The sequence below is a fragment of the Rhizobium sp. 268 genome (assembly GCF_036571585.1).
GTDB lineage: Bacteria > Pseudomonadota > Alphaproteobacteria > Rhizobiales > Rhizobiaceae > Rhizobium > Rhizobium redzepovicii.
Window position 1 is genome coordinate 213,066 of sequence record NZ_JAPPSO010000011.1, and the last position, 12,986, is coordinate 226,051.

Here is a 12,986-nt window from a genome sequence, read left to right on the forward strand (position 1 = left end):
ATGCCGTCCTAGGATACCCGCAACGGACCCGGCAAATTTGAAAGGCGCTGCGCCACCTGCCGAAAAATGCAGCAGTTGCCGATCAGACGGTCAGATGACGGCGGGCCTCCGGCGTATCCAGTGTTTCGGCGAGGCCTTGATGGACGATCTCGCCGCGGTCCATGATGTAGACGTAATCGGCAAGCTCCCGGCAGAAGTCGAGATATTGTTCGACGAGCAGGATCGCCATGCCGGTGGAATCGCGGAGATAACGGATCGCCCGGCCGATATCCTTGATGATCGACGGCTGAATGCCCTCGGTCGGCTCGTCGAGCACGAGAATCCGAGGCCGCGTCACCATAGCGCGGCCGATCGCCAGCTGCTGCTGCTGGCCGCCGGAAAGATCGCCGCCGCGGCGCGACAGCATCGACTTCAGCACCGGGAAGAGGCTGAAGATGTCATCGGGGATATTCCGGTCGCGACGGCCGAGCGGGGCGAAGCCGGTTTCGAGATTTTCCTTGACCGTCAGCAGCGGGAAAATCTCCCGCCCCTGCGGCACATAGCCGATGCCCTGCTTGGCGCGGGCAAAGGGCGGCAGGCCGTTCAGCCTGGTATCGTTGAAGGTGACGGTGCCGGCCGACAGCGGATGCTGGCCGGTCACGGCGCGCAGAAGCGAACTCTTGCCGACGCCGTTGCGCCCCAGCACGCAGGTGATCTTGCCCATCTCCGCCTTGATGGAGATGCCGCGCAGTGCCTGCGCCGCGCCATAATGCAGATTCGCGTTGTCGACTGTCAGCATCCGTTCACCCATTCCCCATCAGTTCATCAGCGTCCGCCTCAGCATCTGCAGGGCGTACTCCTGTTCCTTCGTTTTCTCGCCGCCGGCAACGGCCACGTCCTCGGCAATGCCGATCAACTGCTGACGCTCTTGCATATCGAGCGCCTTCATCCAGAGATCCCGGAACCGGCGGATCGGGTCTTCGGGGCTGGTGACGTTCTTGGACGCCCAATCGGCGAAAACCAGCACCTCCTCCATATCGCCCGGCCGAATGATGCCTTTCATGCGGCTGCGGACCACATCCTTCGCAGCGTCGAGATACATCGGCTTCTCCTTGGCGAGGCAGAAGAAGAAGGCCACTGCCGCAATCGCCGGATCGGCGATCGAGGCCAGCGGCGCTGCCTCCGCCTGCTTGCGCAACTTTCCACGCTTATAGGCGCCCCGCATCCGCTCGACGGAATCGATGATCTCGCTTCCCGCCTCACGCACCATCTTAAAACGCCAATACCAGATGACCGCGCCGCTGACCGCCGCGACCAGAATACCGAGAAAAGCCATGATGAAACCCCACAAAAAACCCCGCCCGTTTTAGAGCGTTTTCTTTTGTCAGGTTCAAGCCTCTAAGTTGCATGGATCACCGGCCCAAATAGTTCTCGATCACCTTCGGATCCGAGCTGACGAAATCGATCGATCCCTCAGCCAGCACCGAGCCTTCCGCAAGGCACGTCACCTTGACGCCGAGGTCGCGGATGAAGCCCATGTCGTGCTCGACGACGACCACCGAGCGGGTCCGGGCGATGTCCTTGAGCAGGATTGCCGTTTCCGCCGTTTCGGCATCTGTCATGCCAGCAACCGGTTCGTCGACCAGCAGCAGCTTCGGCTCCTGCGCCAACAGCATGCCGATCTCCAGCCATTGCTTCTGCCCATGCGAGAGGTTGGCGGCGAATTCGTCGCGCCGATGCGTCAGCCGCACCGTTTCGAGGATCTCTTCGATGCGTGCTTTGTCCTCGCCCGAAAGGCGATAGAACAGCGTCGAGAACACGCCGCGGCGGCGGTTCAGCGCCAGTTCCAGATTGTCCCATACTGTGTGGCTTTCGAAGACCGTCGGCTTCTGGAATTTGCGGCCGATGCCGAGCTCGGCAATATCCGCCTCGTCCTTTTTGGTGAGGTCGATCGTGCCGTTGAAAAACACCTCGCCCTCATCGGGCCTGGTCTTGCCGGTGATGATATCCATCATCGTCGTCTTGCCGGCCCCGTTCGGGCCGATGATGGCGCGCAGTTCACCGGGCTCGATGACGATCGACAGCGAATTCAGCGCCTTGAAGCCGTCGAAGGAAACCGAGACGCCGTTGAGGTAAAGCACGCTGTTGGGTTTGACGTCGGGGATCATGGCGCTCACTCCGCGGCCTGGATTTTCGGTTCGATGACGTCTTCCTGCGCCACCGGTGGGGCAGCCTTGGAGACGGCTTTCCGCCTGCCGAGATATTGAGCGATCGTGCCGACGACACCTTTCGGCAGAAACAGCGTGACGGCGACGAAAAGACCACCGAGCGCAAACAGCCAGAACTCCGGGAAGAGGCCGGTGAAGATCGTCTTGCCGCCGTTGACGAGGATCGCGCCGATGATCGGTCCGATCAGCGTCGCCCGCCCGCCGACCGCCGTCCAGATGACCACTTCGATCGAGTTGGCGGGGGCGAATTCGCCGGGATTGATGATGCCGACCTGTGGCACATAGAGCGCGCCGGCAATGCCCGCCATCATCGCCGAGACGACGAAAGTGAAGAGCTTGAAGTGTTCGACGCGGTAACCGAGGAAGCGCGTGCGGCTTTCGGCATCGCGCACCCCGACCAGCACCTTGCCGAACTTCGAGCGCACGATCGCTGAGGCAAGCAGCAGCGACAGCGCCAGCAAGACCGCGGTTGCCGCAAAGAGGGCTGCACGCGTGCCGTCAGCCTGGACGTTGAAGCCGATAATATCCTTGAAATCGGTCAGGCCGTTATTGCCGCCGAAGCCCATGTCGTTGCGGAAAAAAGCCAGCAGCAGCGCGTAGGTCATCGCCTGGGTGATGATCGAGAGATAGACGCCATTGACGCGTGAGCGGAAGGCGAACCAGCCGAAGACAAAGGCGAGCAGGCCGGGCACGACGAGCACCATCAGCGCCGCAAACCAGAAATGGTTGAAGCCGTACCAGAACCAGGGCAGATCCTTCCAATTCAGGAACACCATGAAATCGGGCAGGATGGGGTCGCCGTAGCTGCCGCGCGTGCCGATCTGGCGCATCAGATACATGCCCATCGCATAACCGCCAAGCGCAAAGAAGGCGCCGTGGCCGAGCGAGAGAATGCCGCAGAAGCCCCAGACGAGATCGAGCGCCAGCGCCAGCAGCGCATAGGTCAGATACTTGCCGAACAGCGACATGATGTAGGTCGGCACATGCAGCGGATTGGTCGGCCCGGTCATCAGGTTGAGGACCGGCACGAGAGCGGCGACCAGAAGCAGCAGCGCGATGGCAATGACGATCTTGCGATCCAGTGACCGGAGAAGGAAGGCCGTTATCATGCTTCCACCGCCCTTCCTTTGAGTGCGAAGAGCCCGCGCGGACGCTTCTGGATGAAAAGAATGATGAGGACGAGCACCAGGATCTTGCCGAGCACGGCACCGGCGAAGGGCTCGAGGAACTTGTTGACGACGCCGAGCGAGAGCGCGCCGACGAGCGTGCCCCAGAGATTGCCGACACCGCCGAAGACGACGACCATGAAGCTGTCGATGATGTAGGATTGGCCGAGGTTCGGAGAGACGTTGTCGATCTGGCTGAGCGCCACGCCGGCGATACCGGCGATGCCCGAACCGAGAGCGAAGGTGAAGGCATCGACCCAGCCGGTGCGGATGCCCATCGAGGACGCCATGCGGCGGTTCTGCGTGACGGCGCGCATCTGCAGTCCGAAGGCTGACCGCTTGAGCAGCAGGAGCAGCGTCACGAAGACAACCATCGAAAAGACGATGATCCACAGTCGATTCCAGGTGATCGAGAGCCCGCCGAGATCGAAGACGCCGGACATCCAGGTTGGATTGCGGACCTCGCGGTTGGTCGGGCCGAAGATGCTGCGCACGGCCTGCTGCAGGATCAGCGACACGCCCCATGTGGCGAGCAGCGTTTCGAGCGGGCGGCCGTAGAGATAGCGGATGACGGCGCGCTCGATGACCAGGCCGACGAAGCCGGTAAAGACGAAGGCGGCGGGCACGGCAAAGGCAAGTGAATAATCCGCCACGCCCGGGAAGGCCGAGGTGATGTATTCCTGCACGACATAGGTCGTATAGGCCCCGATCATCACCATCTCGCCATGTGCCATGTTGATGACGCCCATGACGCCGAAGGTGATGGCAAGGCCGATCGCCGCAAGCAGCAGCACCGAGCCGAGCGACAAGCCGTACCAGACGTTCTGGGCGACATCCCACAACGCCAGGCTGCGATTGATGGTGCTGATATTGGCCTGGATCGCCGGCTTCAAATCGTCAGGCGCGGTTTCGAGCGTGGTCGTGAGGATGGTCAGCGCATCACGATTGCCGCGAGCCGCGATCGTATCGATCGCAGCCTTCTTGTCTTCGACGCTCGCATCGGTCTTCAGCAGCAGCACTGCGCGCGCCGCTTCCATCGTATTCTTGATCTCGGCGTCCTTTTCAGCCGCAAGCGCCGCGTTCAGCAGGTCGAGATTGGCGGGATCGGCATCTTTCAGCAGGCCCTGTGCCGCGGCGAGCCGCGCCGAGCGGTCCGGGCTCATCAGCGTCAGCTGGCTGGTGGCGGCGCCGATGACGCCGCGAAGCGCATTGTTGATCTTGACCTTGATCATCATGTCAGGGTCGACATCGGCAGCGGCTTCGCCGGTGATTGGATCGGAATAGGTCGGTTCGTCATCGGTGCCGCCCTGGAGGAGCACCGGGCCGCCGTCGGAATTGACGTAGAGAAGGCCCTCGCTCAACTGCTCCAGGATCTGACCGACATGCGGGTCCTTGGAGGCGACCAGCGTCTTGATGGCCGCTTCGCGCTCCGGAAAATCGCCGACGCCGAGCGCATCGATGAGCACGTGGATATCGTCCTCGGCGCGAACTTCGCTCGATGTTGGCAGGCCGGGAACCGCGAGGCCGATAAATGTCAGGCCCGAGAATGTCAGGCAGAGCGTGATGAGGAAAATCTTTATGGCGCGATACATCGGCTTTCTCGCCCTTGATAGTGTTGGCCTCGCGGCACAATCGCTGGGACGGAGCTTCCGCCCGGTGTTGAACCGGACGGAAGTCTTCAGGCAATCATCTGATCGGGGTCGTACTCAGGAACCCTTGCCGCCGCACTTGCCGGTGGCAACGTTGAAGTTGCCGCAGGACATCGGCTTGCGCCAATCGGAGATCAGGTCCTTGGAGTCGGGCAGGTAATCCGACCATTCGTCGCCAACAACGGCGGGGGTCTGCTGGACGATTTCGAACTGGCCGTTGGCCTGGATTTCACCGATCAGCACCGGCTTGGTGATGTGGTGGTTCGGCATGACGGTCGCATAACCACCCGAGAGGTTCGGAACGCTGACACCGATGATGGAGTCGAGAACCTTGTCGGTATCGGTCGTGCCGGCAGCCTGGACGGCCTTCACCCATGCGTTGAAGCCGATATAGGCAGCCTCCATCGGATCGTTCGTCACGCGCTTGTCGTTCTTGGTGTAAGCGTGCCAGTCCTTGATGAACTTCTTGTTGGCCGGGCTTTCCACAGACTCGAAATAGTTCCAGGCAGCGAGATGGCCGACGAGCGGCTTGGTGTCGAGACCGGCAAGCTCTTCTTCGCCGACGGAGAAGGCGACGACGGGAATGTCGGTTGCCTTGATACCCTTGTTGCCCAGTTCCTTGTAGAACGGAACGTTGGCGTCGCCGTTGATCGTCGAGACGACGGCGGTCTTCTTGCCGGCCGAACCGAATTCCTTGATCTTGGAAACTTCGGTCTGCCAGTCGGAAAAACCGAACGGCGTGTAGTTGGTCATGATGTCTTCTTTCGGAATACCCTTCGAAATCAGGTATGCCTCGAGAATCTTGTTGGTCGTGCGCGGATAAACGTAGTCGGTCCCTTCAAGAACGAAGCGCTTGACGCCTTCTTTTTCCATCAGGTAGTCGACGGCCGGAATGGCCTGCTGGTTCGGAGCAGCACCGGTGTAGAAGATGTTGCGCGAGGATTCTTCGCCCTCATACTGCACGGGGTAGAAGAGCAGCGAATTCAGCTCTTCGAAAACCGGCAGAACGGACTTGCGCGACGAGGACGTCCAGCAACCGAAGACAGCGGCAACCTTGTCCTTCTGGATCAGTTCGCGGGCTTTTTCGGCAAACAGCGGCCAGTCGGAAGCCGGATCGACAACAACCGCCTCGAGCTTCTTGCCAAGAAGGCCGCCCTTTTTGTTCTGCTCGTCGATGAGCATCAACATGGCGTCTTTCAGGGTGGTTTCGGAAATCGCCATGGTGCCGGAAAGCGAATGCAGCACGCCGACTTTAATCGTGTCGTCGGCGGCAAGTGCGCCCTGGAAGGCGGCCGATGCCGCCATGACGGCACCGAGCGCAGCGCCGGTGATCGTGGATCTGAGATTCATCTGGTTGAGCCCCTCTTCTTGTTCCGCAACAGGCCGGAAACGGAATTTAACTGTTGCCGAGGGGACTATCGGGTGCTGCATCACAAAAACACATACGCAAAATGACGTAGGTGCAGGGGGCAAACGAGCAGGCCGGAAAGCCAAGAGCATCCCCGCAGTTGGGAATGCCCTCTCGGTTCGCAAAGAAAATTATCCTTCGATCGTCAGTGTGACTGAGGTCGGACCGTAAGAGAGGCTCGCCTTATGGCCGGAGATGGTGAGCTTGCCGAAGGTGCCGGAAAGGGTGCCGGCCTTCAGGATCTCGATCTTCGTTCCGGTCGCCGGGACAAAACCATCGGCAAGCGTCACGTCGAGATCGCCGGCCAGCGCTGCTTTGCCCTCGATCGCCAGCGTGCCGGCGCCGTTTGCACCGAGCGCCAGTTTCGCCGTCGCATTGGCTGACTGCTGATAGTCCCCGCTTACGGCCAACGGCTTGTCGGCCGCCACGACGAGCGAACCGCCATCGACCATCAGTCCGCCGGAGCCGAAAGCCGAGGACGACCCGGCCACCAGCGCGCCCTCTTCGAGCACGGTGCCGCCGGCATAGCTGTTGGCGCCGGATAGTCCGAGAATGCCGCTGCCGCGCTTCACCAGCTTGCCCTTGCCGCCGATGTCGTTGCGCCAGCTATCGATCGCACTGAAGCCGCCCTTTGCAGCATCCATCGTCACGGTCACATCTTGATCGAAGGCGCCGTAACCGTCGGCGGCGGCAAACAGGTTGAGGCGGCCATAACCTTCCGCGTCGTCGAGGAGCGGATAGCCGGAGGCGATCTCCGTCGTCTTCAACACGTCGCGGCGCTGCTCGCCATCGAGATAGGGCAGACGCGTTTCGAGAAGCGCTTCGGCACCCTCCGGCACGCCGGGCGGCTGATCGGTCGGATGGATCGTCGGCAGGCCGTAGCTCAGGCGCTGCAGCACATAGGCGCGATTGGCGTCATGATCGGCAAAACGGTCTGCGGCGGTCGGCGCCGCATGCGCAGCAACTTCGAGCGCACCCGCGTCGGCAACGCCCGATTTGGCGATGAGCCAGGACTGTGTCTGGGCATAAGCATCGCTCTTCAACCCGGCATTGTCGGCCTTGTTCAGATTGTAGACGACCGTCGCGGTGCCAAGCATGCGGCCGCCCATCACGTCGAGAGGGGAATGCATGCCGGCAAGGATGCGATCCTCACCCAGCTCGCTGGCGCGCGTGATCATTTCCTGGAAGCGTTGCGGCGCGAGATAGGCCATGGCGAGCGCATCCCGCCAGGCTTCCGCCGTATGTCCGCTTGGGAAGCCGCCGTCCTCGACCGGCTTGCCGCTCTTGGCAGGCTCAAGCGTCGGGACGACCGAAACGTCCTGGCTCCAGCGGTAGGGACGGCCATATTTGAAGTAGCGCTTGGCGGGCTCCGTCGAGCCGTCACCGCTGGCGGCGTTGATGAAGTCGATTGCGAGGCCCATGTCCGGATTGGCATCGGTCTTGTTTTCGGTGTCCGGCTTGCTGCCGGCGCCGCGATTGTTGCCCTTGTCGTCATATTTGACGGTCGTCGCATCGGCGGCCACCGCGGTGATCGTGGTGGTCTGCTTGGAGCCGGCCTTCCAGGCGTCGGTCAGCGGACCAAGGCCATCGACGATGCTGGCATTCTTGCCCCGCCGGTCGTCGAGATAGGCGGCCACGGCCTGATCGGCCGTCCGCGCCTTGGTCACCTTGACGACATAGGCGATGTTCGCATCATGGACGAGTTTGTTGATGACCTGACCATCGGTCTTGCTGAGCGGAATGCCATCCCAATCCGTCTTGGCAACCGCCGGGCAATTGTCCTTGGCCGGCGCTTCGACGCCCGCATCAACGAAAGGCGTGCGCGGCGTCCAGACTTCGAGGAAACCGGAGAGAAGGTGAACGGCGGCATTGGTGTCCACCGTCGAGAAGCAGGCGTCACCGCGCTTGTTGGTGTTTCCGGTCTCGGCATAAGGCGCGTCTACCGCCGTGGCCTGCTCTGCGACGGCGAGCGACGGCACGATCGAAACGAGGCAGACGAGGGCGGTGCTCAGGCGGAAAAAGCTTGAAACAAACATAGGTGATACCTGAAATGGTTGAAGGAACGGCGGGAGAGTTAGAGGCTTGGTGTGACAGACCGGCTTCAAAAATATGGCGGTTCCGTGAATCTGCCAGTGCTCCGCCCTTGCCTTTCTCACCCATCCCGCCAAAACTGTTTCGAGACGATAGGCCAACCGGAATGCCGGAAGGAAGACATGGCAGCCCGCCAACGCATCATTCCGGTAAGACGCGAATATAATCGCTGGGTCGCCAACCAGACGCTGGAAGATTATGCGCTGCGCTTCACCGCAAAAAGCGCCCGTCATTTCTCCTCGCAGCGCATCGCCCAGACGGCGATCGGCGCGATCTCGTTCCTGGCGCTGGAAGCGATCGGCGGCGCCATCACCCTCTCCTACGGCACCACCAACGCCTTCTATGCCATCATCGTCGCTTCGATCGCCATGCTGGCGATCGGCCTGCCGATCAGCCGATACGCCATCCGCCATGGCGTCGACATCGATCTTCTGACGCGCGGCGCCGGCTTCGGCTACATCGGCTCGACCATCACCTCGCTGATCTATGCGAGCTTCACCTTCATGCTGTTTGCGATCGAGGCCTCGATTATGTCCGGGGCGCTGGAACTCACCCTCGGCATCCCACTCTGGATCGGCTACATCCTCAGCGCCGTCATGGTGATCCCGCTGGTGACGCACGGCGTGCGGCTGATCAGCAAGTTCCAGTTGATGACACAACCCTTCTGGATCGTGCTGAACATTCTGCCCTTCATCTTCATCGCCTTCATGGACTGGCAGAAATTCGATCTCTGGCGCGCCTTTGCCGGCATCCATCATGCCTCAGGGCCGCCCGGCACCGTCGCCGATTTCGATCTGGTGGAGTTCGGCGCCGCCTCCGCCGTCATCCTCGCCCTTATGTCACAGATCGGCGAACAGGCCGACTTCCTGCGCTTCCTGCCGCCGGAGCCGCGGCGCAAGTGGCGCCATCGCCTCGCTGTCTTTCTCGCCGGCCCCGGCTGGGTCGTCATCGGCGCGCCGAAGCTGCTTGCGGGATCGTTCCTGGTCGTGCTGACCCTGGCCTCGGGCGTGCCAGTCGATCGCGCCGCCGACCCGGCGCAGATGTATCTGACCGCTTTCGGCTACATGGTCCCCTGGCAGAATGCCGCGCTGTTGCTAATGGCCGCCTTCGTCGTCGTCTCGCAGCTGAAGATCAACGTGATGAATGCCTATGCCGGCTCGCTCGCCTGGTCGAACTTTTTCTCGCGGCTGACCCACAGCCATCCCGGCCGCGTCATCTGGCTGGTCTTCAACGTCGCGATTGCCCTGCTTTTGATGGAACTTGGCATCTACCGGCTGCTGGAGGAGACGCTCGGCATTTTCTCGATCATCGCCATGGCCTGGCTCTGCACGATCTCCGCCGATCTCTTCATCAACAAGCCGCTTGGCCTCGCGCCGCCCGGCATCGAGTTCAAACGCGCCCATCTCTACGACATCAACCCGGTCGGGCTCGGCGCCATGACGCTGTCGGCGACAGTATCGCTGATTGCCCATTTCGGCGCCTTCGGCGCGACGGCCGCCTCGCTCGCTCCCTATATCACCCTCGTCATCGCGCTCATCGCCTCTCCCGCGCTCGCCTGGGCGACGAAAGGCAGGTTCTACCTCGCCCGCAAGCCGCGCCACAGCTGGAAGAACCTGACGAGCATCACCTGCTCCGTCTGCGAGCATCCTTTCGAGCCGGAGGATATGGCCTGGTGCCCGGCCTATGCCGCGCCGATCTGTTCGCTCTGCTGCTCGCTCGACAGCCGCTGCCACGACATGTGCAAGCCTGCCGCCCGTCTCAACGCCCAGGTCGGCACCGTCGCCAAGGCGCTGCTGCCGGAAACCGTGCTTGGCAAGCTGACGACGCGCCTCGGCCGCTACGGCATCGCCGTCGTGCTGGCCTTGACCGCCATCGGCGCGATCCTGGCGATGATCGCTCATCAGGTCGCCGCCGCCTCGCCCGAGACGGCTGAGGTCGTCAACCGCACCATCCTGATCGTCTTCTTCGTCTTCTCGGTGATTTCAGGCGTCGTCTGCTGGTTCTATGTGCTCGCCCATGACAGCCGCGTCGTCGCCGAGGAGGAATCCTCGCGCCAAAACACGCTGCTGCTCAAGGAGATCGCCGCCCACAAGAAGACCGATACCGCCTTGCAGAGCGCCAAGGAGACAGCCGAGGCGGCCAACCGCGCCAAGAGCCGCTATGTCGTCGGGTTGAGCCACGAACTGCGCACGCCGTTGAACGCCGTGCTCGGCTATGCCCAGATCCTCGAGCGCGACGAAACCATCCCGGCGCCGCGCCAATCCTCGATCAAGGTCATCCGCCGCAGTGCCGAGCATCTCTCCGGCCTGATCGACGGGCTGCTCGATATTTCCAAGATCGAGGCGGGCCGGCTGCAGGTCTATTCCAACGAGATCAACATCCAGGATTTCCTCGACCAGATCGTCGACATGTTCCGCCCGCAGGCGCAGGCAAAAGGGCTTGCCTTCATCCACGACCGCGCGCCGGCCTTGCCGCAATTTGTCCGCACCGACGAAAAGCGGTTGCGCCAGATCCTCGTCAACCTGCTCTCCAATGCCATCAAATTTACCGACGAAGGCAGCGTCACCTTCGATGTCGCCTATCGCAACCAGGTTGCGACCTTCACCGTCACCGATACCGGCCGCGGCATCGCTGAAAAGGATCTGACGCGCATCTACGAACCCTTCCAGCGCGGCGAGGCCGAAAGCGTGCGGCCGATGCCGGGCCTCGGCCTCGGCCTCACCATCACCCGGCTTCTAACCAACACGCTCGGCGGCGAGATTGCGGTCTCGAGCATCAAGGACGAGGGCTCGACGTTCCGCGTCCGCCTCATGCTGTCGGCGGTCATGCGCGCCGTGGCCGCCGCGCCCCAGGAAAAGCGCATCGCCGGATATGATGGCCCGCGCCGCACGGTGGTTGTCGTCGACGATAACGAGGATCATCGCGAGATGATGCGCGAAATCCTGGCGCCTCTCGATTTCATCGTTCTGACGGCGGCGGGCGGCGCCGAATGCCTGACGCTGATCGAAGGCATCATGCCTGATCTTTTCCTCGTCGATATCCTGATGCCCGGCATGAACGGCTGGCAGCTCGTCTCGCGTCTGCGCGAGGCCGGCCAGACGGCACCGATGCTGATGCTTTCGGCCAATATCGGTGATGCCGCCGTGCTCAGCGACAGCGACGACAGCCACAATGATGCGATCGGCAAACCGGTCGACATCCGCCAGCTGCGCGACAAGCTGGCATTGCATCTTGGCCTGAAATGGGTCTATGCCGACGCAGCAGCAGCCGTTCCTGTTAAGACCGAAGCGCCGATGCTGAGCCCGGGTGCCGCCCATGTGCAGGAATTGCTGCGGCTCGGCGAAATCGGCTATATCAGAGGCATCGAGGCCAAGCTTTCGGATCTTGCCAAGGTGGAAGAAAATCAGCCATTCACCGAGAAACTCTACGCCTATGTCGCCGTCTTCGATCTCGCCGGCTTCATGACCTTCCTGCATGACTTCGACGAAAAGGTGGAACCCATTGGCTGAGCCGGCCCTGCCCCGCGACATCGTTCTGCTCGTCGACGACTCGCCCGAAGCGCTCGGCTTCCTGACCGACGCGCTCGAACAATCTGGCTTCTCCGTGCTGATCGCCACATCGGGCGCGGCGGCACTTGGCATCGTCGAGCGCATCACGCCCGATCTCATCCTGCTCGACGCCGTCATGCCCGCCATGGATGGCTTCGAGACCTGCCGCAGGCTGAAGGCGAATGCGGCGGTGGCGCAGGTGCCCGTCATTTTCATGACCGGCCTGACCGAGACCGAGCATGTCGTGCACGCGCTGGAATCCGGTGGTGTAGACTATCTTGCCAAGCCGATCAATATCGACGAGTTGCGCGCCCGCATCCGTGTGCATCTGCGCAATGCCCGCTCGGCGCAGAGCGCCCGGGTTGCACTCGACGCCGCCGGCCGCCATCTGCTGGCGGTCAAGGGCGACGGGGCAATCCATTGGTCTACGCCGCAGGCAACACGGCTGGTCAATGCCGCCATGGGCAGCGACGAGGGCATGGAAATCGTCGTCCGCCATATAGCCGGCTGGATGCGCGACCGCGCGGCCGCAGTGCGCGACGGCATCATCTCGATCGCCCATGCCGGCCAGGCGGCGCTGCAGCTTGCTTTTCTCGGCGCGATCGGCCCGGACGAATATCTTTTCCGCCTCACCGCCGCCAATCAGCGCAGCGACGACGAGATGCTGCGCCAGCGCTTCTCGCTCACCCAGCGCGAATCCGAAGTGCTGCTCTGGATCGCCAAGGGCAAGGCCAACCGCGACATCGGCGAAATATTGGGACTGTCGGCACGCACCGTCAACAAACACCTCGAACAGATCTACGTGAAACTCGGCGTCGAGAACCGGGCGTCAGCTGCGGTAAAAGCCACACACGTGCTGCACGAGATCTGAGCAAAGTCGGGCGGCACAGCGCCCTCGCCGCGGCAGCCCGAGATTG

9 protein-coding genes are annotated in these 12,986 nt (G+C 62.1%); 2 read left to right on the forward strand and 7 right to left on the reverse strand.

Annotation, left to right across the window (positions count from 1 at the left end; genetic code table 11):
• Positions 1–82 precede the first annotated feature (82 nt).
• From urtE to OS035_RS22455, 7 genes are all read right to left on the reverse strand, one after another.
• Positions 83–778 carry an urea ABC transporter ATP-binding subunit UrtE gene (gene urtE / locus OS035_RS22425; protein WP_097629196.1) on the reverse strand — a complete coding sequence of 232 codons (696 nt, stop codon included), beginning with the start codon at positions 776–778 and terminating at the stop codon, positions 83–85.
• Positions 779–796: 18 nt separating this feature from the next.
• Positions 797–1,315 (reverse strand): hypothetical protein, encoded by a 519-nt coding sequence (locus OS035_RS22430; RefSeq protein ID WP_097629197.1) that lies wholly within the window; start codon positions 1,313–1,315, stop codon positions 797–799.
• Positions 1,316–1,391: 76 nt separating this feature from the next.
• Entirely contained in the window at positions 1,392–2,147 is a 756-nt protein-coding gene (gene urtD / locus OS035_RS22435) for an urea ABC transporter ATP-binding protein UrtD (protein ID WP_183853035.1), read from the reverse strand.
• A gap of 5 nt (positions 2,148–2,152) precedes the next feature.
• The gene (gene urtC, locus OS035_RS22440; RefSeq protein WP_097629117.1) at positions 2,153–3,316 is read right to left on the reverse strand and encodes an urea ABC transporter permease subunit UrtC; all 1,164 of its coding nucleotides are present in this window, start codon (positions 3,314–3,316) and stop codon (positions 2,153–2,155) included.
• Positions 3,313–4,965: an urea ABC transporter permease subunit UrtB gene (gene urtB, locus OS035_RS22445; RefSeq protein ID WP_097629118.1), complete on the reverse strand. Its 1,653-nt coding sequence runs from the start codon at positions 4,963–4,965 to the stop codon at positions 3,313–3,315. The genes urtC and urtB overlap by 4 nt, the downstream gene beginning before the upstream one ends.
• A 114-nt stretch (positions 4,966–5,079) precedes the next feature.
• The gene (gene urtA, locus OS035_RS22450) at positions 5,080–6,372 is read right to left on the reverse strand and encodes an urea ABC transporter substrate-binding protein (RefSeq protein WP_054182904.1); all 1,293 of its coding nucleotides are present in this window, start codon (positions 6,370–6,372) and stop codon (positions 5,080–5,082) included.
• 189 nt (positions 6,373–6,561) lie between these two features.
• Positions 6,562–8,466, reverse strand: a complete 1,905-nt coding sequence (locus OS035_RS22455) for a phosphatase PAP2 family protein (RefSeq protein ID WP_097629120.1) — start codon at positions 8,464–8,466, stop codon at positions 6,562–6,564.
• 177 nt (positions 8,467–8,643) lie between these two features.
• On the opposite strand from OS035_RS22455, the gene OS035_RS22460 reads away from it, so the two are divergent.
• Entirely contained in the window at positions 8,644–12,030 is a 3,387-nt protein-coding gene (locus OS035_RS22460) for a hybrid sensor histidine kinase/response regulator (protein ID WP_097629121.1), read from the forward strand.
• Positions 12,023–12,940, forward strand: coding sequence for a response regulator transcription factor (locus OS035_RS22465; RefSeq protein ID WP_097629122.1), 918 nt, complete (start codon positions 12,023–12,025; stop codon positions 12,938–12,940). The genes OS035_RS22460 and OS035_RS22465 overlap by 8 nt, the downstream gene beginning before the upstream one ends.
• Positions 12,941–12,986: the final 46 nt, after the last annotated feature.

Bases quoted from the DNA above. Each gene is read 5' to 3' on its own strand.
- OS035_RS22455 (WP_097629120.1), bottom strand. From the start codon at position 8,466: ATGTTTGTTTCAAGCTTTTTCCGCCTGAGCACCGCCCTCGTCTGCCTC.
- urtB (WP_097629118.1), bottom strand. From the start codon at position 4,965: ATGTATCGCGCCATAAAGATTTTCCTCATCACGCTCTGCCTGACATTC.
- urtE (WP_097629196.1), bottom strand. From the start codon at position 778: ATGCTGACAGTCGACAACGCGAATCTGCATTATGGCGCGGCGCAGGCA.
- OS035_RS22460 (WP_097629121.1), top strand. From the start codon at position 8,644: ATGGCAGCCCGCCAACGCATCATTCCGGTAAGACGCGAATATAATCGC.
- urtC (WP_097629117.1), bottom strand. From the start codon at position 3,316: ATGATAACGGCCTTCCTTCTCCGGTCACTGGATCGCAAGATCGTCATT.
- urtA (WP_054182904.1), bottom strand. From the start codon at position 6,372: ATGAATCTCAGATCCACGATCACCGGCGCTGCGCTCGGTGCCGTCATG.
- urtD (WP_183853035.1), bottom strand. From the start codon at position 2,147: ATGATCCCCGACGTCAAACCCAACAGCGTGCTTTACCTCAACGGCGTC.
- OS035_RS22430 (WP_097629197.1), bottom strand. From the start codon at position 1,315: ATGGCTTTTCTCGGTATTCTGGTCGCGGCGGTCAGCGGCGCGGTCATC.